General features: G+C 65.5%; 25 protein-coding genes. 21 read left to right on the top strand and 4 right to left on the bottom strand.

Features of this window, described 5'->3' with window-relative positions:
• Window positions 1–17: 17 nt before the first annotated feature.
• Window positions 18–1,382 carry an MFS transporter gene (locus BJ988_RS07085; RefSeq protein ID WP_218860646.1) on the top strand — a complete coding sequence of 455 codons (1,365 nt, stop codon included), beginning with the start codon at window positions 18–20 and terminating at the stop codon, window positions 1,380–1,382.
• Between the two features lie 78 nt (window positions 1,383–1,460).
• Here BJ988_RS07085 and BJ988_RS07090 read toward each other — a convergent pair whose 3' ends face one another.
• Entirely contained in the window at window positions 1,461–1,946 is a 486-nt protein-coding gene (locus tag BJ988_RS07090; RefSeq protein WP_179657377.1) for an Lrp/AsnC family transcriptional regulator, read from the bottom strand.
• A gap of 61 nt (window positions 1,947–2,007) precedes the next feature.
• Here BJ988_RS07090 and BJ988_RS07095 point away from each other — a divergent pair, with 61 nt between their 5' ends.
• The 15 genes from BJ988_RS07095 to BJ988_RS07165 all read left to right on the top strand — a co-directional run bounded on the left by BJ988_RS07095 (window position 2,008) and on the right by BJ988_RS07165 (window position 16,973).
• On the top strand, window positions 2,008–3,063 hold the full coding sequence (locus tag BJ988_RS07095; protein ID WP_179657378.1) for a Glu/Leu/Phe/Val dehydrogenase dimerization domain-containing protein: 1,056 nt from the start codon (window positions 2,008–2,010) through the stop codon (window positions 3,061–3,063).
• Window positions 3,060–3,503 (top strand): DUF2000 domain-containing protein, encoded by a 444-nt coding sequence (locus BJ988_RS07100; RefSeq protein ID WP_179657379.1) that lies wholly within the window; start codon window positions 3,060–3,062, stop codon window positions 3,501–3,503. Before BJ988_RS07095 ends, BJ988_RS07100 begins: the two co-directional genes overlap by 4 nt.
• Before the next feature lie 183 nt (window positions 3,504–3,686).
• Window positions 3,687–4,919, top strand: coding sequence for a DUF1684 domain-containing protein (locus BJ988_RS07105; protein WP_179657380.1), 1,233 nt, complete (start codon window positions 3,687–3,689; stop codon window positions 4,917–4,919).
• Between the two features lie 597 nt (window positions 4,920–5,516).
• Window positions 5,517–6,710 (top strand): ABC transporter substrate-binding protein, encoded by a 1,194-nt coding sequence (locus tag BJ988_RS07110; RefSeq protein WP_179657381.1) that lies wholly within the window; start codon window positions 5,517–5,519, stop codon window positions 6,708–6,710.
• A gap of 14 nt (window positions 6,711–6,724) precedes the next feature.
• Window positions 6,725–7,594, top strand: a complete 870-nt coding sequence (locus BJ988_RS07115) for a branched-chain amino acid ABC transporter permease (RefSeq protein ID WP_179657382.1) — start codon at window positions 6,725–6,727, stop codon at window positions 7,592–7,594.
• A gap of 63 nt (window positions 7,595–7,657) precedes the next feature.
• A complete protein-coding gene (locus BJ988_RS07120) occupies window positions 7,658–9,634 on the top strand; it encodes a branched-chain amino acid ABC transporter ATP-binding protein/permease (protein ID WP_179657383.1) in 1,977 nt (658 codons plus the stop codon).
• Window positions 9,631–10,350, top strand: a complete 720-nt coding sequence (locus BJ988_RS07125) for an ABC transporter ATP-binding protein (RefSeq protein ID WP_179657384.1) — start codon at window positions 9,631–9,633, stop codon at window positions 10,348–10,350. Before BJ988_RS07120 ends, BJ988_RS07125 begins: the two co-directional genes overlap by 4 nt.
• A 1-nt stretch (window position 10,351) precedes the next feature.
• Window positions 10,352–10,810: an FAS1-like dehydratase domain-containing protein gene (locus tag BJ988_RS07130; RefSeq protein ID WP_179657385.1), complete on the top strand. Its 459-nt coding sequence runs from the start codon at window positions 10,352–10,354 to the stop codon at window positions 10,808–10,810.
• Window positions 10,803–11,189: a MaoC/PaaZ C-terminal domain-containing protein gene (locus BJ988_RS07135; RefSeq protein WP_179657386.1), complete on the top strand. Its 387-nt coding sequence runs from the start codon at window positions 10,803–10,805 to the stop codon at window positions 11,187–11,189. Before BJ988_RS07130 ends, BJ988_RS07135 begins: the two co-directional genes overlap by 8 nt.
• A gap of 288 nt (window positions 11,190–11,477) precedes the next feature.
• The gene (locus BJ988_RS07140; protein WP_179657387.1) at window positions 11,478–12,677 is read left to right on the top strand and encodes an NAD(P)/FAD-dependent oxidoreductase; all 1,200 of its coding nucleotides are present in this window, start codon (window positions 11,478–11,480) and stop codon (window positions 12,675–12,677) included.
• Window positions 12,678–12,687: 10 nt separating this feature from the next.
• Window positions 12,688–13,641 carry a sigma-70 family RNA polymerase sigma factor gene (locus BJ988_RS07145; protein ID WP_179657388.1) on the top strand — a complete coding sequence of 318 codons (954 nt, stop codon included), beginning with the start codon at window positions 12,688–12,690 and terminating at the stop codon, window positions 13,639–13,641.
• Window positions 13,642–13,756: 115 nt separating this feature from the next.
• A complete protein-coding gene (locus tag BJ988_RS07150; RefSeq protein WP_179657389.1) occupies window positions 13,757–14,527 on the top strand; it encodes an SDR family NAD(P)-dependent oxidoreductase in 771 nt (256 codons plus the stop codon).
• A 49-nt stretch (window positions 14,528–14,576) separates the two neighbouring features.
• Window positions 14,577–15,494 carry an NAD-dependent epimerase/dehydratase family protein gene (locus tag BJ988_RS07155; RefSeq protein WP_179657390.1) on the top strand — a complete coding sequence of 306 codons (918 nt, stop codon included), beginning with the start codon at window positions 14,577–14,579 and terminating at the stop codon, window positions 15,492–15,494.
• Complete coding sequence (locus BJ988_RS07160) at window positions 15,491–16,423, top strand: RNA polymerase sigma-70 factor (protein WP_179657391.1); 933 nt, start codon at window positions 15,491–15,493, stop codon at window positions 16,421–16,423. Before BJ988_RS07155 ends, BJ988_RS07160 begins: the two co-directional genes overlap by 4 nt.
• A gap of 52 nt (window positions 16,424–16,475) precedes the next feature.
• The gene (locus BJ988_RS07165) at window positions 16,476–16,973 is read left to right on the top strand and encodes a GNAT family N-acetyltransferase (RefSeq protein ID WP_179657392.1); all 498 of its coding nucleotides are present in this window, start codon (window positions 16,476–16,478) and stop codon (window positions 16,971–16,973) included.
• A 112-nt stretch (window positions 16,974–17,085) separates the two neighbouring features.
• Here BJ988_RS07165 and BJ988_RS07170 read toward each other — a convergent pair whose 3' ends face one another.
• A complete protein-coding gene (locus BJ988_RS07170) occupies window positions 17,086–19,686 on the bottom strand; it encodes a putative Ig domain-containing protein (protein WP_179657393.1) in 2,601 nt (866 codons plus the stop codon).
• 175 nt (window positions 19,687–19,861) lie between these two features.
• Between BJ988_RS07170 and BJ988_RS07175 the strand changes: the two genes are divergently transcribed.
• From BJ988_RS07175 to BJ988_RS07190, 4 genes are all read left to right on the top strand, one after another.
• Window positions 19,862–20,452 (top strand): RibD family protein, encoded by a 591-nt coding sequence (locus BJ988_RS07175; RefSeq protein ID WP_179657394.1) that lies wholly within the window; start codon window positions 19,862–19,864, stop codon window positions 20,450–20,452.
• Window positions 20,453–20,515: 63 nt separating this feature from the next.
• Entirely contained in the window at window positions 20,516–21,016 is a 501-nt protein-coding gene (locus tag BJ988_RS07180) for a MarR family winged helix-turn-helix transcriptional regulator (RefSeq protein ID WP_179657395.1), read from the top strand.
• A 153-nt stretch (window positions 21,017–21,169) separates the two neighbouring features.
• A complete protein-coding gene (locus tag BJ988_RS07185; RefSeq protein WP_179657396.1) occupies window positions 21,170–21,487 on the top strand; it encodes a GNAT family N-acetyltransferase in 318 nt (105 codons plus the stop codon).
• Window positions 21,488–21,489: 2 nt separating this feature from the next.
• A complete protein-coding gene (locus BJ988_RS07190) occupies window positions 21,490–21,720 on the top strand; it encodes a (4Fe-4S)-binding protein (RefSeq protein WP_179657397.1) in 231 nt (76 codons plus the stop codon).
• Window positions 21,721–21,789: 69 nt separating this feature from the next.
• On the opposite strand, the gene BJ988_RS07195 is transcribed toward BJ988_RS07190, so the two are convergent.
• Together BJ988_RS07195 and BJ988_RS07200 are read right to left on the bottom strand one after the other, a co-directional pair.
• A complete protein-coding gene (locus BJ988_RS07195) occupies window positions 21,790–22,194 on the bottom strand; it encodes a hypothetical protein (protein WP_179657398.1) in 405 nt (134 codons plus the stop codon).
• Window positions 22,195–22,241: 47 nt separating this feature from the next.
• Window positions 22,242–23,027, bottom strand: coding sequence for an aminotransferase class IV (locus BJ988_RS07200; RefSeq protein ID WP_179657399.1), 786 nt, complete (start codon window positions 23,025–23,027; stop codon window positions 22,242–22,244).
• A 148-nt stretch (window positions 23,028–23,175) separates the two neighbouring features.
• On the opposite strand from BJ988_RS07200, the gene putP reads away from it, so the two are divergent.
• Window positions 23,176–24,690, top strand: a complete 1,515-nt coding sequence (gene putP, locus BJ988_RS07205; protein ID WP_179657400.1) for a sodium/proline symporter PutP — start codon at window positions 23,176–23,178, stop codon at window positions 24,688–24,690.
• Window positions 24,691–24,780: the final 90 nt, after the last annotated feature.

Genomic DNA, 24,780 nt, shown 5'->3' on the forward strand with positions numbered 1-24,780 from the left:
TCAAACAGGAGAAGATGATGAGTTCTGATTCCACCTTCAGCGACGCGCAGCGGGCACAGGCTCGTAAAGCGGGGATCGCGGCGCTCGTCGGCACCACCCTGGAGTGGTACGACTTTCTGATCTACGGGACCGCGGCCGCGCTGATCCTGAACGAACTGTTCTTCCCCAGCGTGAGCGCTGCGGCGGGCACTCTGGCCGCATTCGCCACCTACGCGATCGGATTCCTCGCCAGGCCGTTGGGCGGACTGGTGCTCGGAAACCTGGGAGATCGGGTCGGCAGGCGCGCCATGCTGCTCCTCACGATCATCCTCATGGGTGTGGCCACCACCCTGATCGGGCTGCTTCCCACCTACGCCAGTATCGGCGTCTGGGCGCCCGTGCTCCTCATCGTCCTACGGCTCCTTCAGGGATTCGGGGCGGGAGGTGAATATGCGGGTGCCGTGGTGATGTCGGTCGAGCATGGCAACCAGTCCCGGCGCGGGGCCGCTGGCGCCTGGGCGCCGATGGGGTTCGCGCTCGCGACTTTGCTGTCGACCGGCATCTTCCAGCTCGTGGTTCTTCTTCCCGATGACCAATTCCGCGCCTGGGGCTGGAGGGTTCCGTTCCTCCTCGGCTTTGCCCTGCTCTTCGTCGGCTACTTCATCCGTCGACACATCCATGAGACCCCCGCGTTCGAGAACGCACGAGAGCTGGAGCGACAAGGCGCTGCCCAGCCGGCCAGGACGCCGGTGTTCGCGGTGCTCCGGGAGAACCCGCGCAGCTTCCTGGTCGTGGTCGGCGCCCGATTCGCCGAGAACGGCTTCGCCTACCTGTTCCCGGTCTTCGCAGTCGCGTACGCCATCAACGAGGTCGGATTGTCACGCCAGACCACCCTGCTTGCGGTCGTTGTCGCATCCGCGGTCCAACTCGTGGCGATCCCGGTCTTCGCGATCGTTTCAGACCGTGTGGGGCGCCGTCCCGTCTATGCTCTGGGCGCGGCTTTGTCTCTTGTATGGCTGGTGCCGTTCTTCTTCATCCTCGATACCGGTAACACGTTGCTGGTCATGTTCGCCATGGTGGTAGGCCTCGGCATCCTGTACCCCGCCATGCTGGCCCCTCAGGCGGCCTACTTCGCAGAGCTGTTCAGCACCAAGACACGGCTGTCGGGCTTCGCATTCGCACGGGAGATCGGCTCCGTGCTCGCCGGTGGATTCCTCCCCTTGGTTGCCACTGCTGTCCTAGCGTGGGCTGGCCACTGGTGGGCCGTTGTGGCGTACATGTCCCTGCTCACCGCTCTGACCTTGGTAGCGCTCGCCTTCGGGCCTGAAACGCGCAGTACGAGCCTGACGGAAACCAAGCAAGACCCGACGTTGGACGAGGCCGCCGACCTCGAGCTGACATAGCACTTCGCAGTTCCAGCTCGTACGTCCGGCAGATGGCCTCGATCCAGAACATCGCTGCTGTTCAGGGCCACCGGCGCGTCATCTGCTGCTCTCAGTGAGGTCTTCGAGAGCTTCCTTGCGCCCGTGGCCATAGACGATGGAGCTACGAAACTGAACGACTTCACGGCGGCTGCTGAGATTGTCAACCAGGAAGGAGTGCAACGCGGCGACGTCACGGACCCCGACATGCAGGAGGAAGTCATCACCCCCGGCGAGCACAAAGACCGCCATCACTTCCGGCATCGCCAGAGCGTCACTGTGGAACTGGTCGATGAGGTCACGGCTCAGTGGTCGCACCTGGGTGAACACCATCGCCTCGACGGACCGGCCGAGGGCCCCGAGGTCTACCGCCGTGTGAAAGCCCGTGATCACGCCTCGGGACTCGAGCCGACGTACCCGCTCGGAACATGTTGAGGGCGCAGCACCTGCGATCGAGGCCAGTTCGCGCATCGGGAGCCTGGCGTCTCGCTGGAGAGCTTCCAGTATCCGGCGATCGGTTCGATCCAGGTTCGGAGTTTCGCTCATTTTCCGATCGTATAGCCGATGAGGACCTCATAGCTGCGATGAACCGTCCAGACTCCTACCTATGAGCCGATCAGATCTTCAACTCACACGTTTCGATCATGAAGTGCTGCGCGTCGAGCGCGGCCCTCGTTCTGGTGTCGCCATCTCCGTCGCCGTTCATTCAACGCAGGCGGGGCCTGCGATCGGTGGATGCCGGATCAAGTCCTACTCCGACTGGCGCGATGGGATCGCCGACGCGACGCGCTTGGCTGCTGCGATGACCGAGAAGTGCTTGCTGGCGGGGCTCCCGCACGGTGGTGGGAAGGCCGTCGTGATGGATCCGGGGACGCTCCACGACGCTGACGTACGTCACCTAGTCCTGGAGGACCTCGCTGACGTCATCACCGGACTCGGCGGGACCTACATCACCGGTCCGGACATCGGCTCGACTCCAGAGGACATGGACATCATCCACCAGATGACCGGAGGGCTCTCGTTCTGCCGCCCCGAAGCCAGCGGCGGCAGCGGCAACTCGAGTGACGCGACGGCGCAGGGAGTGATCGCCGCCCTGGTCGCCGGGGCCGAGCACGTCTTCTCGACGAGCTCACTGGCAGGGCTTCGGGCCGGGATCATCGGCTATGGCAGCGTCGGCAGCCTGATCGCCGAGTCGCTGGCGTCACGCGGATGCGTCGTGACCGTGGCCGAGGCGAATCAGCAGCGGCGCCGCGATGTCGAAGCCGCCGGCGTGGCCTGGGCACAGGGCGACCTTCTCGAAGAGGACCTCGACATCCTCGTTCCAGCCGCGATCGGTGGCTTGTTGTCTCCTGAGAGCGCTCGCGCATGTCGAGCTCGGCTGATCGTCGGTCCCGCCAACAACCAGCTCACAGACGAAGGTGTCGCCTCGATCTTGCATGACAACGGCACCACATGGGTGCCTGATGTCGTCGCGAGTGCGGGCGGCATCATTCACGCGGTCTGCCGGGAGGAGATGGGCCTCGACGAGCGGGAAACCGCCGGTCGCATCGCCGCGATCGGCGCCACCACGGCGGAGATCCTTGCAGAGTCACGCGACTTGGCGATCACCCCGCAGGCCACCGCCCGCAACATCGCCGCGCGTCGACAGAAGGAAGTGGCATGAGCAGCCCTGACGTCCCGCCTGTCCAACGCGTCGTACTCGTAGTCCGCGACGACCTGCCAGTAGGGCAGGCCGTCAATGCGGGCACGGTGCTGGGGGCGAGCGTCGGGTCTCTGCTCGATCTCCCCTTGGGAGCGGATGGCGCTGATGCTTCCGGAACCAGCTACGGCGGCATCGTCACCACGCCCGTACCGGTGCTGGCGGCCGGCGGGAAGGAACTCGCCCGGCTGTTCCGTGCGGCAAACACCGACGAACGCCTGGTCGCACTTTCGCTCACAGAGACCGCCCGTCACGCCCGCACCTATGAGGCCTATCTGACGACTCTGGCCGAGACGCACGAAGCCGACCTTGACATCGCCGCACTCATCGTCGCGGGGCCACGAAACCGCGTCACGCGGGCGACGAAGCATCTATCTCTTTTCGGAGTCGACTCAGAGAAATGATGTGAGAACTCCCAAATAGGCGGGGGCCTTGGCGGGGCCCGGCGTCAAGGTCCCCCGCATTCTCGTTGTTCATGCCAGTCGGTTTGCCAGATCAGCAACAATGTTTGCCAGGATCTGTGCCGCCGTCGCAATGTGGCACCTGAAGGGCGCTCGTATCGGGCGTCAACAGGAACAGGAGGATCTATGTCTACTGAGGACTCTGGTCACCCCAGCGTGCCGGTGGAGTACGCGACCTGGCGGAAGAGCCGTTGGGAAGAGGTCGCCGGCCCGGGCGGCAAGGCAGGCACCGTCCAGCTGGCCATGGTCTCGCATCCCGAACCGGGGGTGCCGGGCCTGCCCGGTCGATGGGAGGTGAGTGCATCGGGGGTCTTGACGCTCACCGTCACCGCTGCGGACGGCGTGTCGATCGGCGGGCGGCCGGTGACCGGTGTGGTGGAAGTGGAGTCCGGCAGCCAGGTGGAGCTTGCTGACGGGCGGGTGTGTTTCGTCCAGGGGCGGGGTGGAACGTACGGCATGGTCGTCTGGGACCCTGCTGCCCCGGTTCTCACTGGGCTTCGCGAGATCGCGAGCTATCCCTACGATCCGAGCTGGGTCGTCGACGCCGAGTACCGGGCGGTGCCCGGCCGTACCGTCGAAGTAGGGCGACTGACCAGCCCGCGGAGCAAGGAGACGGTCTCCGCCCCGGGCGACCTGGTCGTCGAGCTCGGCGGCCAGGAGCACACCCTGGTGGTGCTGGAGTCGGTCCCCGGCCTGCGGCTGGCGGTCTTCACCGATCCCAGCAGCGGCACCGACACCCCCGAGATCGGACGATGGTTGATCCTCCCTCCGGACGAGGGCAGCAATCTCCGGGTCGACTTCAACCAGGTGATCCTGCCCCACCACGTGTTCTCCACGGCGTTTCCCTGCCCGATCCCGCTTGAAGCGAACCATCTTCCGGTCGTCGTCGACGCCGGAGAACGTGCGCCCGTCCTCGACGAGAGGAACAGGAGCACGGTGACAGAACCCGACAAGAAAGGACAGGACGGAACCATGGAACCCGAGCTGACAGAGAAAGCGGTCCAGTACCTGCGGCACCTGGAGAAGTTCGACTTCGCAAGCATGCGAGCGATGTGCGCGGACACAGCCAGCGTCTGGCACAACGATGGCAAGGGCGAGCAGACGATCGAGGAGAACCTCGAGCAGCTCAAGCAGATGACGGGCGGCGGCGCCGCGCTGCGGTACGACATCGTCCGGCAGTTCCAAAAGCCCGACGAGGTGCTCCAGCAGCACGTGCTGCACATCAGCATGCCCGGCGGGTCCGGCATCGAGCTGCCAGTGGCGATGTACTTCGGTTTCAAGGACGGTCTCATCGACCGGATCGAGGAGTACGCGAACATGACGCCGCCCGACCAGGGCCACGTCACTGACGGAAGCTGATCCGGCACCTGAACCGGCGCCGAGAGTCTCCGGCACCTGGGCATGAGCGATGCCCAGGTGCCGGATCGCCGTCAGCCTCTGTTCTCGCGACGGCGGACGAAGACCTGTCACGCCTAGGCTGCCCGGACACCCACCGGATGAATGAGACGACGATACTCACGCGCCGTACGTCGAACACGGCAGGTACCGCGACCGGTCAGTGATGACTGCGCAAGTTGATGGCTGCTGGACTGATCGGTAGCTCGAGCGAGTGGTACGACCTCTTCATATTCGGGAAGGTGGGCGCACTCGTATTCGGTCCGCTCTTCTTCCCCGATGCATCACCCGCCTGGTTTTCGGTCACATCGGGGACCGTGCCGGCCACAAACCAGCCTTGGGCTACTCCAGGTTTCGTTGGCGAGCGTCGCCCACCGCGGGCAGCTCGCGCAATCCACGGAGGGAGACAGGGAGGCGCCACCGCCAGCGATGAGCATCAGGCAACACGAGGATATTGACAAGCATGAATCATGATTATAGTATTTCGTCACCGTGATGTGACTGACGTCACGGAATACGGAGGCATGGCGCACGATGCGCCGCCCGTCGGAAGGAGTTCTGATGCACCCACGATGGATGGCGCCGGTCCTGGCGGCCTTGCTCTTCGCCAGTGCTTGTGGCGCGGAGCCGACATCGGCTTCAGGCAGTGGTGATGCGACGATCGGCGTGATCGGTCCACGGACCGGGCCCGCCCCGCAGTTCTATGAGGACACCAAGCGCGGGATCGAGTTGGCCACACCTGTCATCGAGAAGCGGTACGGCCTCGAGCTCAACTTCATCTACGAGGACGACGCGGGATCACCCGAAGGCGCGTCGAGCGCTGTGCAGAAGCTGCTGAACGAGGACGATGTCGATGCGGTCTTCGGTCCTCCGACATCCGCACCGGCGCTGCAGATTGCTGATGTCATCGCTCGATCCAAGCGGCCCTACTTCCTGGTGTCGGCGGGAAACCCCGCACTCGTCCCGACGGCCGGCGAGAAGAACTACGCGTTCAGGACGCAGTGGTCAGGCGCAGTACTGAACGACGTCAACAGCCAGGTGGTGTTCTCGAAGATCGACGGGAAGGACCCGGTGGTCGGCATCGCATACGCGGCTGACGCGTTCGGGCAGGCGGCGGTGGAGCAGTACGAAGAGCTCGGAAAGAAGCATGGTGTCGAGGTGGTCGGCGAGTCGATGCAGTCCGGCGCCACCGACTTCACTGCTGGGGCCAAGAGATTGCAAGACGCCGGCGTCAACTCGATGTTCTTCAACTTCACCTCGGGGTCAGATATCGCCACCGTCACGCGAGACATGAAGGTCGTCGGGTTCGACCCGGTGCGCAAGACGACGACGAGCAACGTTCTTGCGAACTATCGGGAGCTGTCCGAGCCTGACGAGTGGGAAGGCCTGAAGTTCGTTGAGCGAGAAGACCTGAACAGCCCCGCCTTTCAGAAGATGCTCGACGACTACCGAGCAGCCTATGGCGAAGAACCCCAGCTGCCCACGGTTGTCTTCAATGTGTACTCGGCACTGGACGCCTATGGACAAGGCCTCAAGGTAGGTGGCTCTGATCGCGAAGCAGTGCGCGACGCGATTGAAGCAGTCCCGAGCGTCGAAGTCGAGGGACTGAAGTATCAGACGCCCTTTGCGCCCCGCGACGGAGAGTTCTACGACGACGACATCACCAAGTGGCACGTGTTGGGATTCGATGACTCGGCCAAGGGCGACATCGTGACGGACGGCACGGTCGCTCAGTGCATCGAACGCGGTTGTTGAGGGGCTGAGATCACATGGAGATCGTTGTCGCCGGACTGGCTGCAGGCGGCCTTTTTGCGCTCGTCGCACAGGGCTTCGTCCTGACCTTTCTGACCACCAACACGCTGAACTTCGCGCTGGGCGAGTTCATGGTCGTGGCAGCGTTCCTTGCGCTGGGAGTCAGCCAATGGGGCTGGCTCCCAGCTGCAGCGAAGATCGTGATCGTCGTAGTCGTCGTCGGCCTGCTGGGTGCACTCACATATCGGCTGATCGTTCTGCCATTCACCACTGGCGGGCACAACGACTCACGGTGGATCCTCTCGACAGTGGGCATTTCGTTCATCATCATCAACCTGACCACCAACGGGGAGGGTGTGATGCGCCAGCCGCTCGCCTTGGGCGAGACGGATGGGTTCGTCGAGCTCTTCGGGGCCCGAATCCTCGCGCAACAGGGTCTCATTGCATTGACAGCGGTCCTGGTCACGGTCGTCTTGGTCGTGCTGACTCGATCGAGCGGGTTGGGCGTCCGCATGCGAGCCGTGTCGCAGGACGCTGAAGCGGCCTCGCTCATGGGGGTGTCGCCTGGGCGCATCGGGATGATCGCCTACGGCCTCGGGATGTCCGTGGCGGCTCTCGCCGGTGTTCTCTGGGCGGCAGAGGTGGGCGTCTCCCCGCAGTTAGGCGAACCACTGCTTGTCGGCGCGTTCGCCGCGGGCATCATCGGCGGCCTCAAAACGCTATGGGGTCCTTTGGTCGGCGGAGGGATCTACGGCCTGGTCACGACGGCAGTCGGAGAGTCCATCGGCGTCATGTGGGGCGAGGTGTCCGGTCTCCTGGTTGTCCTAGCTGTCCTGATGTTCCGCCCTGAAGGGCTGCTGGAGCGGCGAGTAGCCGTCAAACTCTGACGCCTCGCTATGGCCTGTCAACACACACACGATTCGGCCAGCCGCCGGGCATGGAGGAACACGATGACGCAATTCTCTATAACGGTGACCAGTATCCGGGAGCGCTGGTCACGCATCTCGCCGCAGCGTCGAGACGCGCTGTTCCTCGCGCTTCTCGTCCTGATCTGCTTCGTCGCGATAGCGCCGGGCCTCGATGGCGACGGGACGGCGATTGCTCACATGCAACTCATCGGTCTGATCGCCGGTACAACCGTTGCGGCCGTCGGCCTCAACCTCGTGTCAGGCTTCGCCGGCCTCATCTCACTCGGACAGGGCGCGATGTACGCCATGGGCGCCTACGTTTTTGGTTACCTCTCGCTCAAGGGAGGTCTGCCGGTTCTCATAGCGATTCCCATCTGCCTGCTCGTGTGCGCACTCCTCGGGGTATTCCTCGCGCTTGGAGCTGCGCGCCTGCGGGGTCCTCAGTTCACGATGGTGACGCTGGTGCTGGCCGTGCTCGTCCACAAGGTCCTCGTGGAGTGGCCTGTGCTCGGCGCGGCATCGGGTTATCCGAACGTGCTGCAGCACGAGACCGGGCTTTTGTCAGATGCGACCGTTCTCGGGTTCACCTTCGTACCGCCGCTGTACGGTGGCCAGTTCGCGTCTGTGCTCGTGTTGGTGCTTCTGCTGACGGTGGTGGCGCTGGTGCTGTACCGAAACTTGAGCCGCTCGGCATGGGGCCGCTCCCTGAGGGCCGTCGGCGAGAGCGACATGCTCGCTTCGCACCTCGGCGTTCACGTGTTCCGGCGGAAGGTGGCGGCGTTCGCCATCTCAAGTGCGCTCGGGGGCCTGGGTGGCATCTTCTATGCACTGTTGTTCGCGCATCTGCAGCCGGAGTCGTTCGACGTGTTCTTCTCCATCACGATATTGCTTGCTGTCATCCTCGGGGGCAGCGGAACCGTCATGGGGCCGGCTGTCGGAGCCGTGATCGTCGTCTGGCTAGAGCGTTCGGAGGCGCTTGAGGGGATCACCAGGCTGCAGCGCGACTACCTCAGCGAACAGTGGTACCTGTCCACCCCTGGGATCATCGGGCTCATCCTTGTCATCGCGCTCTTCGTCCTTCCCCGCGGAATCATCGGAACCGCGTCGGACTTCGTGGCAAAGCGCACGCAGCGTGATTCTCACGGTGTTCCACCTGGGTCGCTCGATGCCTCTTCGATCGCAGGCTTGGCGACCGGCACATCCGCGCGTGCTCAGGCGACCGCTGCGCTTGACGTGATCGGTGTGACGAAGCGGTTCGGTGGACTGCTGGCCGTCGACCATGTCGACCTGCGGCTGCAGGAAGGAAGCATCCATGGCGTAATCGGGCCGAACGGAGCCGGTAAGTCGTCATTGGCCAACCTCATCAGCGGGGCGTACCGCCCGGACGACGGCGTGGTGCGGCTCGGTGGGGTGGACATATCCGGCAGGCGCCCGGACCAAGTGATCCGCCAAGGGCTCGCGCGAACGTTCCAGACGCCGCAGCTGTTCAGCGGGGCCACGGCTCTCGAGAACGTCAAAGCTGGCTTCGCCGACACCGGGCAGCTCTCCTGGTGGACCGCCGCGCTGAAGCTGCGCTCGCAGTATCGCCGGGAGGCGGAGCTGGAGCAGATGGCACTTGCGCTCTTGCGACGTGTAGGCCTCCTCGAGGAGGCGCAAGTGTCAGCCGGCAGCTTGGCGTACGGAAAAGCGCGGGCGCTCGAGATCGCGCGGGCGCTCGCCAGCGAGCCAAAGGTTCTCATCTTGGACGAGCCGGCCGCGGGCCTCAACTCCACGGAAGTCGTCGAACTCGGCCGTCTGCTTACGGAACTACGCTCCAACGGTCTGAGCATGATCCTGGTGGAGCACCACATGGATCTGATCTCCGCCGTCACCGACGAAGTCACCTGTATGGCGCAAGGAGCCGTCATCGCCCGTGGAACGCCATCCGAGGTCCTCTCCGATAGCACCGTCATGGACGTCTACCTCGGCGAGCACCGCCATTCCCACGATCACGTAGCTACCGAAGGAGGGCAACTATGAGTCTTGTCGTCGACGACGTCAGCTCCGGCTATGGGAGAGCGACGGTGGTCGCATCGATCGGCCTGAAGTTGGAACCCGGCCGAATCTCGGCTGTGGTCGGATCGAACGGTGCGGGGAAGTCGACGTTGGCGCGAACCATCTGCGGTCTTCTCGCCACTCGGTCCGGGAGTATCACTCTTGAAGACAGATCAGTCCAGAAGCTGTCGGCGGCGCAGCGAGCGCGTGCAGGGATCATCATGGTTCCTGAAGGCCGGAGACTCTTCGGCGGGCTGACTGTCGCCGAGAACGTCCGTCTGGGCGCCTTCGCTGCTCGGGGCCGCCGTAAGGCGTCGATGCGGCAAGTAGAGACACTTCTTGATGCTTTCCCAGTGTTGAGAGAGCGATGGAGTCAGCGTGCCGGCCAGCTCTCCGGCGGAGAGCAGCAGATGGTCGCTCTGACCCGAGCCGTGGCGTCAGCGCCCAAGTATCTACTACTCGATGAGCCGTCGCTCGGGCTCAGCCCGAAGCTCACCCAGGAGGTGTTCCGGCTGATCCAGCTGATCGCAGCAGAGACAGGTGCCGGCGTGCTGCTCATCGAGCAGATGGCTGACGACGCGTTGAGTTTGGCGCAGGACGGCCACGTGCTTGAACAGGGTCGCATCACGGTCAGTGGAGCTGCCGGCGAGTTGCGTAGCTCGCAAGACGTGCGCGCTGCTTACCTCGGAACGATCCTTTGACATGGAAGCTGAACTCACAACGTTCATCGGTCGAGAGCTCGAAGCCTTCGACCGCCACATCACGAGGGATGCCATCGGCAGATTCGCCTCCGCTATCGGCGAGACGAACCCGATCTACCACGACGCCGAACGTGCTCGAGCGACGGGGATGAAGGATGTTCCGGTTCCGCCGACGTTCTTGATCACCTTGGAGATCGACCATCGAGACACTCTTCGCTTCATACGCGAGCTGGGCCTCGACGCCGCGACGGTCCTCCATGGGGAGCAGGTGTTCTACTTTCGCTCGGCGATCTACGCGGGTGACCGCGTTCGAGTTCAGCGGAGCATCACTGGCGCGGGGGCCAAGAGCAAGACCTTGGGGTACATACTCACATCGAACCTGTTCCTCCGGGAGGGCGAAGTCGTTGCCACGTCGGAGTGCACCTGGTTGGTGGGGACAGAGGGGATAGCTCATGATTGACATGACCTCCGTGCCGTCGGCCGTCTTCGGGCCTGTCACCCGATCGATGCTGGCCGATTATGCCGCAGCCTCTGGGGACAACAATCCGCTGCACCTGAGCGATACGGCGGCCCAACAGGCTGGATACCCCGAGGTCATTGCGCAGGGCATGTTGTCGATGGCGTTCGTCGGTAGATGGGTGACGTCATGGTGCCCGCTTCATGCGGTCCAGTCGATGAGTTCGCGCTTCACCTCGCCCACCCCGCTCGGCTCGTATCTGCGGTGCGAGGGACGTGTCCGTTCCGTCGACAAGGACTCGTTGACGGTTGACTTCACAGTGACGCTCGAGGGTAGCGACGTGATCATGTTGAAGGGCGCAGTCGTGGTCAAGGCCGCCTAACCGCCAGGGCCGGTCTTCTCGACGCCGCCGTGGTCGGTCCGTCGGATGTGGCGCTGGACCGGCTCGCCGGCGCATCACTGGTTCCGCAGGCGGTGAGCAAAGCGGTGGCGATCGTGACCAGAAGCGCTGGGCCCAACGTCGCGTCAGCCGTACTGAGCTAGCCGTGAAGCGCTTCCGCTGACGACCATCGAGTCCACATGTGATCCACCTCACACTTCATGTGTGTCATCAATCAGCGCTTCATTCCGCTCAAGTGGCATGGAGCAACGGAACCGACATGAAGAACGCATGAAGCACCGCATCGTGGTCCTGGGCGCCGGCTATGCCGGAGCCTTCACGGCCGGGAACCTGGTGCGCCGACTGTCCCCGGCAGACACGGAGGTCACCGTCATCAACGCTGAGGAAGACTTCGTCCAGCGGCTGCGCATGCACCAGCTTGCGGCTGGTCAGGAGATCGACAGTCCAGCACTCGCCGACGTGTTCGCGGGTACCGGGATACGGCTACGCGTGGCCCGAGTCACCGCCCTCGACCCCGAACGCCGGATCGTCACCGTGGCCGACGCCGACGGTGGCGGCGAGATCGGGTACGACACCCTTCTCTACGCGATGGGCAGCGCCGTCGCCGACAATGGCGTCCCGGGAATTGCCGAGCACGCCTTCCACGTCACCAGTCGTCCGGCTGCGCTGTACCTCCGCGAGCGCCTGGACGAGCTTGGTGAGGGCGGAAGGGTGGTGGTAGTCGGCGATGGGTGGACCGGCATCGAGTCCGCCGCCGAGTTCGCCGAATCCCGGCCGAACCTCTCGGTGACGTTGGTAGCCCGCGGAGAGCTGGGTGCGCGGCTCTCACCTGGCGGCCGCCGCCACCTACGCCGGACCTGCGAGCGGCTGGGCATCACCATCGTGGAGCACACCACCATCGAAGCCGTCGAGGCGACACGAGTCATCGCCACCGACGGCACGGTCATCGCGTCCGACGCGACCGTGTGGACCGGCGGCTTCTCCGTGAACCCGATCGCTGCCGCAAGCGGAGTGCAGGTGGCCGCGACCGGTCAGATCGTCGTGGATCGCACCATGCGCTCGGTCTCGCACCCGGACGTCTACGCGGCAGGTGACAGCGTCTACGCCATCGGCGACAACGGCCTGCCCTTGCCGATGTCGTGCGCTTCGGCCGGCTACACCGGTGGGCAGGCCTTGGACGCGATCGTGGGTCGTCTGACCGGCCGCAAGATCGCACACACCAAGCTCGTCTACCCGGGCAACCACATCAGCCTGGGACGGAAGGATGGGATTCTCCAGACGGTCGACGCCACAGGACATCCCAAGCCGAAATACATGGGCGGTCGCAGGGCCGCGCGGATCAAGGCGGGCATCGTCACGATCTCACTGTGGGCGGTGTCGCACCCAACCTTCGGCATGCCCAAGCGCCGGCGACGCCTGACCCCCGCAGCGAATGCGTCCAGCCGAGGCGACGATCGCGCAGCCGTCTAGAGTGACGAAGGTGACGAGTAGCGCCGCTGATCGCTTCGACACGGATCGGTTCGAGGCCAGCCGAAACCGGCTGGCCTCGTTGGCGTACCGGCTGCTGGGATCCGCAGCCGGCGCCGAAGACATCGTGCAGGATGCCTTCCTGCGCTGGCAGGCTGCTGACAGGCAGCAGATCCAGGTGCCGGAAGCATGGCTGACCAAAGTCGTCACCAACCTGTGCCTCGACCAGCTTCGCTCGGCACAAGTCCGTCGTGAGCGCACCGCCGGCGACTGGCTGCCCGAGCCGCTCCTCGACGGTGACCCCATGCTCGGTCCGGCAGGGACTTTCGAGCAGCGCGAATCGGTTTCCCTGGCGGTGCTGACCCTCATGGAGCGCCTGTCGCCCCACGAACGTGCCGTCTACATCCTGCGCGAAGCGTTCTCCTACAGTCACCGCGAGATCGCCGAGATCCTTGACATCGCCGAATCCGCGAGCCAGCAGCATCTCCACCGTGCCCGGCGCCGTCTCACCACCGCGCGTAGTCGCGGCGGTGAAGTCGACCGGGCATCCGCCCGCAGGATCGTCGAGGAATTCCTCGCCGCTGCCTCGTCCGGCAGCACCGAACGGTTGGTGAGGCTGCTCACCGACGACGCGACCGCGATCTCCGACGGCGCCGGGCTGACCGAGACGTTGTTGCAGTACGACACCCCGCAGCGCATCGCTGCTGTCGCGCGAGCAGGCTTCAAGCCCACGCCTGCGAAACGGCGACTGGCCGGCGGTACGCCCACCGTCTACTACGCGCTCGTCAACGGTGGTGCTGCGATCCTCTTCGTCACGGGAGAGCAGGTGGTCGGCGCAGTCGGGTTCGACATCAACAACGGCAGGATCACCACTGTGCGCGGTATCGCAGCGCCCAACCGCCTCGCTCGGCTCGCCGAGGCCTGGCGCCGTGGGGAACCGGGAGAACCGCTCATCGCTCACTGGTGACCCGGCGCCCACGCACGTTTGCCGTCGCATGTCACAGGTTGCCGTGCTGCCTTGTCTCAGGTTCGAAGACGGGCTCTGACAGCCGAGCTCACCCTCCCACCAGCAAGGACCTGCCTTGAACCAGCAGACCACCACCCACCGACCCGTCGCTTTGGTGACGGGAGCGAACAAGGGCATCGGGCGCGGCGCAGCTGAGCAGCTCGGCGCGCTTGGCATGACGGTCTTGATCGGCTCCAGAGACGCGGCACGCGGCGAAGAGGCTGCGGCGGCGCTCCGAGCCGTCGGCTGCGACGCGCATGCGATCACCGTGGACGTCACTGATCCCATCACCGTTCGTGGCGCCGCCCAGCTGGTCGAAGAACGTTACGGCCACCTCGACGTACTGATCAACAATGCCGGCATCACCGGATCGGGTCAGGTCGCACCAGATGACGCACAGAACCAGATCCCCAGCGTTGTCGACGTGGACATGGTCAGGGCGGTGTTCGAGACGAACGTCTTCGGAGTCATCACCATGACCAACGCGATGCTCCCCCTCCTGCGTCGATCGCCAGCACCACGTATCGTCAACGTCGCCAGCCACGCGGCATCGCTGACGCTCAACAGCGACCCCGACGGGCCTCTCGCGGGACTGGTTCCATCAGCGGCGTACTCACCCTCGAAGACTGCGTTGACCGCCCTGACAGTGCAGTACGCCAACGAGCTGCGCAAGGACGACATCCTCGTCAACGCCGTCGCGCCGGGCTACGTCGCCACGGACAGCAACAACCACAGCGGTTTCCTCACCGTCACGCAGGGCGCCGCGATTCTGGTGCGCCTCGCCACCCTCGGTGCCGACGGACCGACCGCCGGATTCTTCGCCGAGGAAGGCCCGGTGCCCTGGTGATGCGGCGACACCTGACCGCGTGGCCCGACGACATGAGGAGGAGAGACACGTGCATGTGTTCGTAGCCGGCGCGACCGGCGTGCTGGGCCGGCGACTCGTGCCCCAACTGGTGCGCCGTGGCCACCGGGTGACCGCAACGACGACAAGCGAGGCCAAGCTGCCCATGCTCGACCAGATGGGTGCCGAAGGCGTGTTGATGGACGGACTCGACGCAGCCTCGGTAGGTGAGGCGGTTGCAGCTGCACAGCCGGACGCGATCGCGCACCAGATGACCTCCATCTCCCCGAAGCCCGACATGAAGCATCCTGACCGATGGTTCGCCACCACCAACCGCCTCCGAAGCGAAGGCACCGACCATCTGATCGCCGCAGCTCAGGCAACCGGTGTCTCCCACATCGTGGCGCAGAGCTACGCCAGCTGGAACGGCGAGCGCACCGGCGGTTGGGTCAAGACAGAGGAGGACCCGCTGGACCCGGGGGAGGGGCGGATGCGTCCAGGAGCGAACGCGATCCGTCACCTCGAAGACGCGATCGCCGAGGTCGACGGCGCTGCCCTGCGGTACGGCTGGCTCTACGGGCCAGGTGCCATCGACGACACCGTCGCGGTCGTACGCAAGCGACAGTTTCCGATCGTCGGTGGCGGTGCCGGTCACACGTCCTGGGTGCACCTCGACGACGCCGCCAACGCGACGGTCCTCGCCCTGGAGCAGAAGGCACAGGGGGTGTTCAACATCGTCGACGATGAGCCGGCTCCGGTCAGCGAGTGGCTACCCCACCTCGCGGCCTGTGCGGGCGCGAAACCGCCCATGCGGGTCCCCGTCTGGCTTGCCCGGGTGCTTGCCGGCGACTTCGCGGTGACGCTGATGACCGAGGGGCGTGGCTTCACGAACGCCAAGGCCAAGCGAGAGCTCGGCTGGGAGCTGAGCTACCCGTCATGGCGAGAGGGCTTCAAAGAGGAGCTGCAATGACACGGAGCGAGAAGGCCGCCCAGTTCGAAGAGCTGCGTCCCCTGCTCTTCTCGATCGCGTACCGAATCCTGAGCAGCGTGAGCGAGGCCGAGGACGCCGTACAGGAGACGTGGCTCCGGTGGGATGCTTCACCGACCTCCCCGACATCGGTCAAGGCGTTCGTGTCGGCAATCGTCACCAGGGTCTCGATCAACGTCCTCCACTCGGCAAGGAAGCGGCGGGAAACCTATCCCGGGCCGTGGTTCCCCGAGCCGCTGCTCGGCGACCCGTACCAGGATCCAGAACGTTCGGCTGAGCTCGCCGACTCCATGTCGATGGCGGCCCTCGTGCTGATGGAGCGACTCAGTCCCCTGGAACGTGCCGTTTTCGTCCTGCGGGAGGTGTTCGACTTCGACTACAACGAGATCGCCGAGACCGTAGGACGCTCTGACGCGGCGTGCCGCCAGCTGGCGGCACGGGCTCGCCGACACATGGACGCCGGGCGCCCTCGATTCGATGCCGACCGTGAGGCGCGCGACCAGCTCGCCGAACAGTTCTTCGACGCCTTCAGCGAGGGGAATGTCGATGGGCTGCGCGACCTCCTCGCCGCCGATGTCGCCATGATCGGAGACAGCGGCGGCAACGCGCCCCGATGGGGTAGTGGGATTCTCGGCGCCGAGAAGGTGTCTCGACTCCTCGCCACGCTTGCGCCGCCATTCCTGCGGATCGGCGGAATCGTGGAGCTGCAACAGATCAACGGTCACCCCGGCGCGGTTCTCCGCGACCAGGAGGGCCGAGTCGTGAACACCCTGACACTGGAGATCTTCGACGGACAGGTCCAGACGATCCGCGCCGTGATGAACCCGGACAAGCTCGGCCACGTTGGTCCCGTCGCTGACACGTGGGGGCTACTGCGCGACACCCAGGAGGCTCGCCGAAATGCCGACTGACCCGGGAATGTGCCGACCCCGACCGTGCGCAGACGTCACCTCATCACCCGCCGTGACCGAGTTGCAGACCGATCGGCTGACGCTGCATCCGGTCGACACCGCCGAAGCTGAACGCATCATCGCGCGCCGACCCGGCCGCGAAGATCTTTGGGCGGAGAGCTACCCCTTGGGTGGGGATCTCTTCGCTCTGGCCGCATTCCTCGAGGCCTCGGGCACACATGATGATCAAGGTCCGTTCCGCTACTACAGGATCACGCGCACTGTTGACCGGATGACGATCGGCGGCATCGGTTTCAAGGGCAGGCCAAACAACGGCTCCGTCGAGATCGGATACGGGCTCGTTCCATCCGCGCGAGGGAGACGTTACGCAGCAGAGGTGGCCCACGCGCTCGTGGCTCTGGCCCGCCAACACGGGCTGTCCCGCATCGTCGCCCACACGGACGAGGACAATCTCGCCTCACAGCGAACCCTCGAGCGTGTGGGCTTCACGCGGGCCGGCGTGAACGGCGATGATGAGTACGTCTACGTGATCGATCTCGTGACGACGTGACCGCGGGAGCAGCGACGCGACCCCTCGTCTTCCGGCGACGGGTTCTGGGCGGTCGCATCGCGTGCCCCGTTCGTCGGTTATGGGGCGCTTGAAACCCGAGTCATCCGCGACTTCACTTCACCGCGAGCACGACTTCCTCCCGCACGGGGATGACACCGTCGTCGACGACGAACGTCACAGTGTGGCGCCCGGCCTGTCCCTTCTGAGGGGTCCAGGAGAACTGTCGTGACTCGGGGTCGAAGGTGGCTCCGCGGGGGAGTCCTTCCGCGGCGTACTCGAGGGTCACGCCGGTGGCGGGCGTCAGGGCGACGACCGTGAACCGCACGGGCTCCTGCTTGCCGATGGTCCGGTCGGGGATCGGGTCGAAGGTCGGCCGGTAGACGGTCAGGGGCTGCGGGTAGGCCGAGTTGGGGACGTCGTAGGCATACGGGTGCTCGGCGCTCGGCGCGGTCGGCGCCTGGTAGAAGGAGTCGGGAGGAGTCCCAGGCGCCGGGCGGTCCACGGTGACGTTTCGCACCGAGGCACGGTCGGGGAGCGTGACGTTGTTGACGCTGGTGGTGCGGTAGGGCTGGTCCTTGACGTACTCGCGCACCGCTTCGCGCTTCTTGGTGTTCGTGACCTTGACGAACGTCGGGACCCCTTGCTTCGTGGTCGCCTTGAAGTCCACGAACACCGAGTCGCTCACGTCATCGAGCACGACGGCGGGTCGGCTGTCTCCGGTCGTGGTGCGCAGCGAGACGTCAGAGACCTTCAGGCCCGTGACGTGCCGGGCATAGATTCCGTACGCCGGCAGGATCCCGAAGTTGCTCGGCTCGGGATACTCACGGGGCATCTCCGGGACGTTGTAGGGGTCGGGGACCCAGCCTCCGGCTCCGCCGCCGGCCTTCTGGTCCCAGCCGACGCGGGGGAGCAGGGCCTCGTTCTTGGCGAAGAACGTGTTGGCGAGCCAGGGCAGAGTCTGCCTTGCGGGTGCGGCTTGATGGCCTGTGTAGGCCCATGACTGGTTCAGCTGGCGTTGCTCGACCGCATGGTCCATCGTCAGGCCACCGCGGTATTCGATGGAGACGTCGTGGATGGTGACGTTCTCGATCGGGTGGTCCACCAGGCCGGCGAGAAGCACGGGGTAGCGGGGGTCGACATCCTCGATGACGACGTCGCTGATGAGGACGTCCCGCAACGTCGCGAACCCAGGTCCGACGGCGTTGGCGTACAGCGGGTCCTGAGGGGCGATCGAGTTCGGGTTCAGTCGCGTCGGCTGGTTCGGGTCGACGATCGAGAAGGCGCTTCCGCCATCGACCTCCACGCGGTTCGACTTGGCGTACGAGGGGACGTAGCGGGTCGCGGGATGGTGACCGTACTTCTCCGGCAGGTTGGGAAGCACCCAACCGGTGTCGTCGAGGCGCACGTTGTTCGCAGCGTTGGTGGACTCGTCGGTGCTGATGCCGGTCACCGGTGATCGGCCACGGTCTCCGATGCGCATGAAGATGGGGGAGCTGCTGACGTTGCGCATCCGGACGTCGGTGAAGACGATGTCATGGGTGTCTGCGCCGTCGACCGTCTCGACGGCGAATCCGCGGGAGCGGTCGAAGGTCACGTCGCGGACGGTCACCGTGTTGAAGCCGGTAGTTCCCTCGGTCCCGAGCTTGATGCGTGCCGTCGGGCCGTCCTGGTCGGTCGCGACGAGCTTGCGGGCAGAGTAGGTGCCGTCGAGCACGGAGCCAGCGTCGTACCCGCTCACCGTGGAGTTCTCGATCAGCACGTTCTGCAGCGGAAGGAAGCGGCCGAGACCGAAAGAGGCCTTCAGCACGATCGCGTCGTCGGTGAGTGAGTTGAAGATGGAGTTCCGCACCGTCACGTCCTGGGACGCGTCGATGTCGACCGCGTCGCGGTTCGTGTCGACCAGGATGCCGTCCATCGTCCAGCCGATCACGCCCGTCCCGATGATGCCGAAGTGGCCGCCGTTCTTCAGCCGGAAGTCGCGGAAGACGATGTCGTCGGCGTTCTTGAGGGCGATCGCCTTGTTGCCGTCGCCGGGGGTCCCGGAGTCGGTGCGGACCGAGACCTCTCGCGGGTCCCCGCCGGTGAGTACGTTGCGCGTGACGCCGTTCTCGATCCTGCTCCCGTCGATGAGCCCGGGGCCGGAGATCATCACGTTCTCGACGTTCTCGCCGTAGATGAGGCTGTTGGCCCAGTGGCTGTGGCCGTGATCCTGCAGTCCGACGAAGAGATTGACCTCGGGCGCGTCGTAGAAGCCACCCTCCTGTCCCGGCCCGGTGCCGGCGATCGCGGCGCGGAGGACGGAGTCGGGTGCGGCGAGATGGAGCCCCACATCGCTCTTGAGCCGGACGGTGTAGGTCTTGAACTCGCCGGACGGGATCACCACCGTTCCGCCGCCATCGGCCGCGGCCGCGTCGATCGCGTCGTTGATCGCGGCCTGGTTCGCCAGGGCGGTCGCGGTCTCGGACGCGCCGAAGTCGGTGATGTCCAGGAATGGACCGCGGGGGCGGGGGAGCTTCGTGACGCCGCTGCCTGTTGCGAGACGGATGCCAGGGGCATCGGGGTGCGAAACTCCCGGCTGTGCCTCGTCGGCCGAGACGCTCGCGGGCGCGGTCATGGCGCCGCGTACCTGGGCTGCCGCCGCAGGTGGAACCAGTGCCAACCCACACATGATCGCGATCGCCGGGCCGATCGATCGACGGATGACGTTCTTCATCTGAGGCTCCTGTCCCAGCCGTCGTGACTGTCAGGGAGTGATCCAAGTCACATGACGGTGCTGATCACCGTAGGTTCGTCCTCAGGGTGGCGTCGAATACCGATTCGATCTCGTGCGATGCCGCCGAGGCAACATCACAGTCGAATGTGTTCGTTCTCGGTCGTAGCATCGAACCATGATGTCGAGCAGGTCGCGCCCGCGGGTGATCTCGCACGTTGCGGTCTCGCTCGACGGCGCGACCACCGAATTCGCGCCCGACATGGGCGTCTTCTACGGGCTCATCGGTACGTGGCACGAGGACGTGACGCTCGTCGGCGCCGACACGATCCTGGCCCAGGAGCAGGCCCTGGCCGCCGGCCCGCGTGGGCCAGGCCCGGACCCGGACGGGCCGCTCCTGGCGGTCGTGGACAGTCGCGGGCGGGTCACGGCATGGGAGGCCCTTCGCAACGCCGGTCACTGGCGCGACGCGATTCGCATCGAAGCCGATCAGCCCGGAGAGCGTGTCGATCTGCGGCGTACGCTCGAACGGCTTGCCGAGCAGGGGGCGGAGACGGTCAGGATCGACAGTGGCGGTGGGCTGTCCGGCGCACTCCTGGCGCAGGGCCTGGTCGATGAAATCAGCCTTCTCGTGCACCCGGTCGTCGTGGGCTCGGGGTCGGCGCCCCTGTGGTACGGCGCGAGCGACGCGACCGCGATGTTCACGCTCGAGCACGTCGAGTCCATCGGCGACGGTCTCGTCTGGCTGCGCTACCGGCATCGCGACTGACAGGATCAGTCGCCGCGTACCGGATCATTGTTACGTCAAGCAACTACGCGCTAGCCTCCTGGTATGGATGCTCGGCGCGAAGCAGCGGGGGAGGTCGCCCCGTTCTCGCCGGAAGAGGAAGCGGCTTGGCGCGCTCTGGCGCGCGCAGTCCTCGTGATCCCGCGAGTGCTCGACTCCGACCTCGTGCAGTCTGAGGGGCTGACGCTCACGGATTACGCGGTGCTGATGAACCTCTCCGAGGCTCCAGAGCGCTCGTTGCGTATGAGCGAGCTGGCCAACTATGTGGTCATCTCGGTGAGCGGGTTGACCCGGGTCGTGGAGCGGTTGGAACGGGCGGGTCTGGTCGAGCGGGTTCGTTCGTCGGCGGACCGCCGCGGTCAGCTCGCCTGCTTGACCCCTGCCGGCCTGAAGTGCCTGAAGAAGGCGTGGTCGACGCACCTCGACAGCGTCCGCCGCCATGTGATGGACCATCTTCAGGGTGTCGATCTGGTGGCGTTGACGGACGCTCTCGCGGCGATCGCCCAGGCCGAGGTCGGGCCACCGGTACGCCGGCGCGCTCGCTGATCTTCGGCCCTCGGCCGACGCGAGCGCTCGCTCCGTTTCGAGGTCGCGGCGCGCCTCTTGCTTTGGTGCGAGTCGTCGATATGATTGTTTGTGCAAGCATCTAATGGTGATTGTGTGCCTGGACATTCCCAGACCCCGAGCGAGGACAAGAAGATGACAGACATCGAGATCGAGGTCGCGAATGCGCCAGAGCGCCTGCGCTACGAAGCGCGTGTGGATGGATCCGTGGTGGGATTCGCTGAGTACATCCTCGCCAATGACCTGATCGTTTTCACGCACACCGAGGTCGACCCCGCCCTCGAGGGCAAGGGTGTCGGCTCGGCGATCGCGAGGTTCGCGCTCGACGACGTACGCGATTCCAGCCAGCGCAAGGTGATGCCGCTGTGCCCCTTCATCAAGGACTGGATCGGCCGCCACCGCGAGTACGTCGAGCTCGTGAGGCGGATCCCGCCTTCCACGGCAAAGGACTGATCATGGCGCGCAAGACCTATACGGGACCGTTGATCGATGTCTCCTTCGACGGCGACGTGTGTCGGCATGCGGCCGAGTGTGTGCGGGGGATGCCCACCGTGTTCGACACGACTGCGCGGCCGTGGATCGACCCCGCGCGGGCCGATTCCGAGAGCACCGCACAGACCCTGCGAGAGGTGATCGGGCGCTGCCCCTCCGGCGCGCTTCGCGTCGTCGAGCACCAAGACCGCTAGGCGGCATTCGGCCAGTTCGTCTACCGGATAGCAGCGTCCGAGCAGCGCTGGCCCATCGTCGCATGACGCCTAGCGGAGAAGCCTCACCGAGTTGATCGGGGTGATCGACCCTTCCCACACGTGACCTGCCGGGATGGTGATGGCGCAGTTCGTGCCGCCGTACCCATAGCAGAGCTGAACTCGGGCGCCGCCCCACTGGCAGTTCACGACTCGGCGCTCGCCGTACTCGTTGGCGAGGTTGTAGGAGCCGTAGTCGTACCAACGGTGCTGATTCGTCCAGCGCCCCATCTTGATGGGAGCCGACGGGTCGTCGACGACGTAGATCTGCATGTACGCGTTGCCGTCGGGCGCCTGGGCGCAGCCGGGTTCGATGAACATCGCCGACGCCGAGGGGGCGGCCGCGACACTGAGGCCCAACATGGCAAGAGCTGCGAGGAGCGCGGTCAGGAGATAACGAGCAATTCGACTCTTCATGGCGGCCAATATCCAAGCGTCGTCTGTCAGATATCTGTCACCGTGCGTCAGACCCCGTGCGCCGGGATGGCTGCGTAGATCCGCTGCAGCTCCGAGATCACCGGGTCGTCCGGATCGAAGCCGTGGTCGTCGATCATGCTGATCGGGCGCACGCCGATGCTCGCGTTGGTCGCGAACGCCGCTCGCATCTCGCCGATCTGAGTGGCCGCGACGGACCGCAGGACGTGCCCGCCGGCGGCCTGGAGGAGCGTCATGGTCACCCCGGGAAGGACCGGGGCGTCGGGCCAGAGCACGGTTCCGTCGGCAGTGACGAAGCCGATGTTCCAGGTGCTTCCCTCGGAGACGTTGGTGCTGGTGGGGTCGGTGAAGAGGACGTCGTCGAAGCCCGCTCTCCTCGCGGCGAAGCGTAGGTGGAGCGGACTGAAGAGGCCGACGTGCTTGATCTCCGGGGTGTCGCGCTGGAAGGCGACCGTCCGCACGCGCAGCGGCTGAAGCGGCCCGGCGCCGCTGGGGCGGGTGGTGATCAGGGGAACGGGGCGCGCGGTGACCGTCCCGAGGTTCCCGAGGTTGATCGCCGGGTCGAACACGGTGACGCGCAGCGTGTAGGACACGGATGATCCGGCGATCGCCGCGCGGATGTCGGCCACCAACGCGTCGCGGTCGAGATCGGCATCGAAGACGACTCGGGCGTTGCCGATCAGGCGTTCGATGTGCAGGTCGAGGCCACGTACGGCGCCTTCTTCGACGTGCATCGAGGTGAAGTGGCCATAGCCGGTCAGTGCGAGTGCAGACAGCTGGGCAGCGGTCGCCTCGATGCCATGGATGGTCGCCATGGCGACCACCCTGCCACGGTCTCAGCGGGCCGGCGGGTCGGTGGCAAGCGACCTCAGGCGTGCCTTACCGGTGTCTTGCGACGCCGATCACAGCCAAACGCGGCTGACGGGATAGGTTTCTGCGGCATTTCCCGATCAAGGAGTCTTGATGTCAGACCTGACTTACCAAATGCTCGCGCTGGTGGCCTACCTGGTCGCCATGCTCGGCATCGGCGCCTGGGCGTACCGGCGCACCTCGAACCTCGACGACTACATGCTGGGTGGCCGTGACCTCGGCCCGATGGTGAGTGCGCTGAGTGCGGGTGCCTCGGACATGTCCGGGTGGCTGCTCATGGGCCTTCCCGGCGCGATCTACGCGACCGGGCTGATGGAGGGCTGGATCGCTGTCGGCCTGACCGTCGGCGCCTGGCTCAACTGGAAGATCGTGGCGCCGCGGCTGCGGACGTACACGGAGGTCTCGGGCGACTCGATCACCGTGCCCAGCTTCTTGGAGAGCCGGCTCAAGGACTCCTCGCGCCTGCTGCGGATCGCCTCCGGGGCGGTGATCCTGGTGTTCTTCACCTTCTACGTCTCCTCGGGAATGGTCGCCGGCGGCGTCTTCTTCGAGAGCTCCTTCAACACCGACTTCCACACCGGCATGCTGGTGGTCGCGGCGGTCGTGGTGGCGTACACGCTCTTCGGTGGCTTCCTCGCGGTCTCCTACACCGACTTCGTACAGGGCGCGATCATGCTGCTCGCCCTGATCCTTGTCCCTGTCGTCGGTGTCTTCGTGACCGGCGGGCCGTCCGAGACCCTGGACAGCATCCGTGCCGTCGACCCGGCGCGGCTGAGCATGGTCGAAGGGGCGACCTTCCTCGGTGTCGTCTCGGCCCTGGCGTGGGGGCTGGGCTACTTCGGCCAGCCGCACATCATCGTCCGGTTCATGGCCCTGCGTACGGCAGGAGAGGCCGCTGCTGCGCGGCGGATCGGCATCGGCTGGATGCTGCTGAGCCTCTTCGGCGCGGTCGGCACCGCCCTGGTGGGCATCGCCTACTACCAGCAGAACCCCGACGCGACGCTGACGGACCCGGAGGCGGTCTTCATCGCCCTGGGGCAGATCCTCTTCCACCCGCTCGTCGCCGGCATCATGCTCGCCGCCGTGCTCGCGGCGATCATGAGCACGATCTCCTCGCAGCTCCTGGTGACCTCCTCGGCTCTGGTGGAGGACCTCTACAAGGCGGTCTTCAAGAGCGATGCCTCCGACCGCCAGCTGGTCATGTTCGGCCGGCTCGCTGTGCTGGGGGTCGCGATCGTGGCGGCCGTGCTGGCCTGGCCGAAGAGCGGGACCGTACTCGATCTGGTCGCCTACGCCTGGGCGGGCTTCGGCGCCTCCTTCGGCCCGATCATCCTGCTGGCGCTGTGGTGGCGGAAGCTCACCGCGGCCGGCGCCCTGGCCGGTCTGGTGGTCGGTGCGGTGACGGTCGTCGTGTGGGGCAACATCGACGCGCTCAGCTCGCAGATGTACGAGATCGTGCCGGGCTTCATCCTCAACTCGATCGTCGCGGTGGTGGTCAGCTTGCTGACCTACAAGGAGAACCCGGCCATCGAGGCCGAGTTCGACGAGACGATCCGGTTGCTCGATGCCGGTGCCGAAGGAACGAGCGGGGAGGCGGCGCGGGCCTGATCCGCCGCGCCGAAGAACGTCGAAACCACGAACCTGGGGCAGATGCGCTACAGTTGGTCTTGTTGAAGGGACGGGCACGAATGCCGTCCT

The sequence above is a fragment of the Nocardioides panzhihuensis genome, from assembly GCF_013408335.1.
In the GTDB taxonomy this organism is placed as follows: domain Bacteria; phylum Actinomycetota; class Actinomycetes; order Propionibacteriales; family Nocardioidaceae; genus Nocardioides; species Nocardioides panzhihuensis.

Coding starts and splice junctions, on each gene's coding strand:
- BJ988_RS07085 (WP_218860646.1), top strand. CDS start 18: ATGAGTTCTGATTCCACCTTCAGCGACGCGCAGCGGGCACAGGCTCGT.
- BJ988_RS07090 (WP_179657377.1), bottom strand. CDS start 1,946: ATGAGCGAAACTCCGAACCTGGATCGAACCGATCGCCGGATACTGGAA.
- BJ988_RS07095 (WP_179657378.1), top strand. CDS start 2,008: ATGAGCCGATCAGATCTTCAACTCACACGTTTCGATCATGAAGTGCTG.
- BJ988_RS07100 (WP_179657379.1), top strand. CDS start 3,060: ATGAGCAGCCCTGACGTCCCGCCTGTCCAACGCGTCGTACTCGTAGTC.
- BJ988_RS07105 (WP_179657380.1), top strand. CDS start 3,687: ATGTCTACTGAGGACTCTGGTCACCCCAGCGTGCCGGTGGAGTACGCG.
- BJ988_RS07110 (WP_179657381.1), top strand. CDS start 5,517: ATGCACCCACGATGGATGGCGCCGGTCCTGGCGGCCTTGCTCTTCGCC.
- BJ988_RS07115 (WP_179657382.1), top strand. CDS start 6,725: ATGGAGATCGTTGTCGCCGGACTGGCTGCAGGCGGCCTTTTTGCGCTC.
- BJ988_RS07120 (WP_179657383.1), top strand. CDS start 7,658: ATGACGCAATTCTCTATAACGGTGACCAGTATCCGGGAGCGCTGGTCA.
- BJ988_RS07125 (WP_179657384.1), top strand. CDS start 9,631: ATGAGTCTTGTCGTCGACGACGTCAGCTCCGGCTATGGGAGAGCGACG.
- BJ988_RS07130 (WP_179657385.1), top strand. CDS start 10,352: ATGGAAGCTGAACTCACAACGTTCATCGGTCGAGAGCTCGAAGCCTTC.
- BJ988_RS07135 (WP_179657386.1), top strand. CDS start 10,803: ATGATTGACATGACCTCCGTGCCGTCGGCCGTCTTCGGGCCTGTCACC.
- BJ988_RS07140 (WP_179657387.1), top strand. CDS start 11,478: ATGAAGCACCGCATCGTGGTCCTGGGCGCCGGCTATGCCGGAGCCTTC.
- BJ988_RS07160 (WP_179657391.1), top strand. CDS start 15,491: ATGACACGGAGCGAGAAGGCCGCCCAGTTCGAAGAGCTGCGTCCCCTG.
- BJ988_RS07170 (WP_179657393.1), bottom strand. CDS start 19,686: ATGAAGAACGTCATCCGTCGATCGATCGGCCCGGCGATCGCGATCATG.
- BJ988_RS07175 (WP_179657394.1), top strand. CDS start 19,862: ATGATGTCGAGCAGGTCGCGCCCGCGGGTGATCTCGCACGTTGCGGTC.
- BJ988_RS07180 (WP_179657395.1), top strand. CDS start 20,516: ATGGATGCTCGGCGCGAAGCAGCGGGGGAGGTCGCCCCGTTCTCGCCG.
- BJ988_RS07185 (WP_179657396.1), top strand. CDS start 21,170: ATGACAGACATCGAGATCGAGGTCGCGAATGCGCCAGAGCGCCTGCGC.
- BJ988_RS07190 (WP_179657397.1), top strand. CDS start 21,490: ATGGCGCGCAAGACCTATACGGGACCGTTGATCGATGTCTCCTTCGAC.
- BJ988_RS07195 (WP_179657398.1), bottom strand. CDS start 22,194: ATGAAGAGTCGAATTGCTCGTTATCTCCTGACCGCGCTCCTCGCAGCT.
- BJ988_RS07200 (WP_179657399.1), bottom strand. CDS start 23,027: ATGGCGACCATCCATGGCATCGAGGCGACCGCTGCCCAGCTGTCTGCA.
- putP (WP_179657400.1), top strand. CDS start 23,176: ATGTCAGACCTGACTTACCAAATGCTCGCGCTGGTGGCCTACCTGGTC.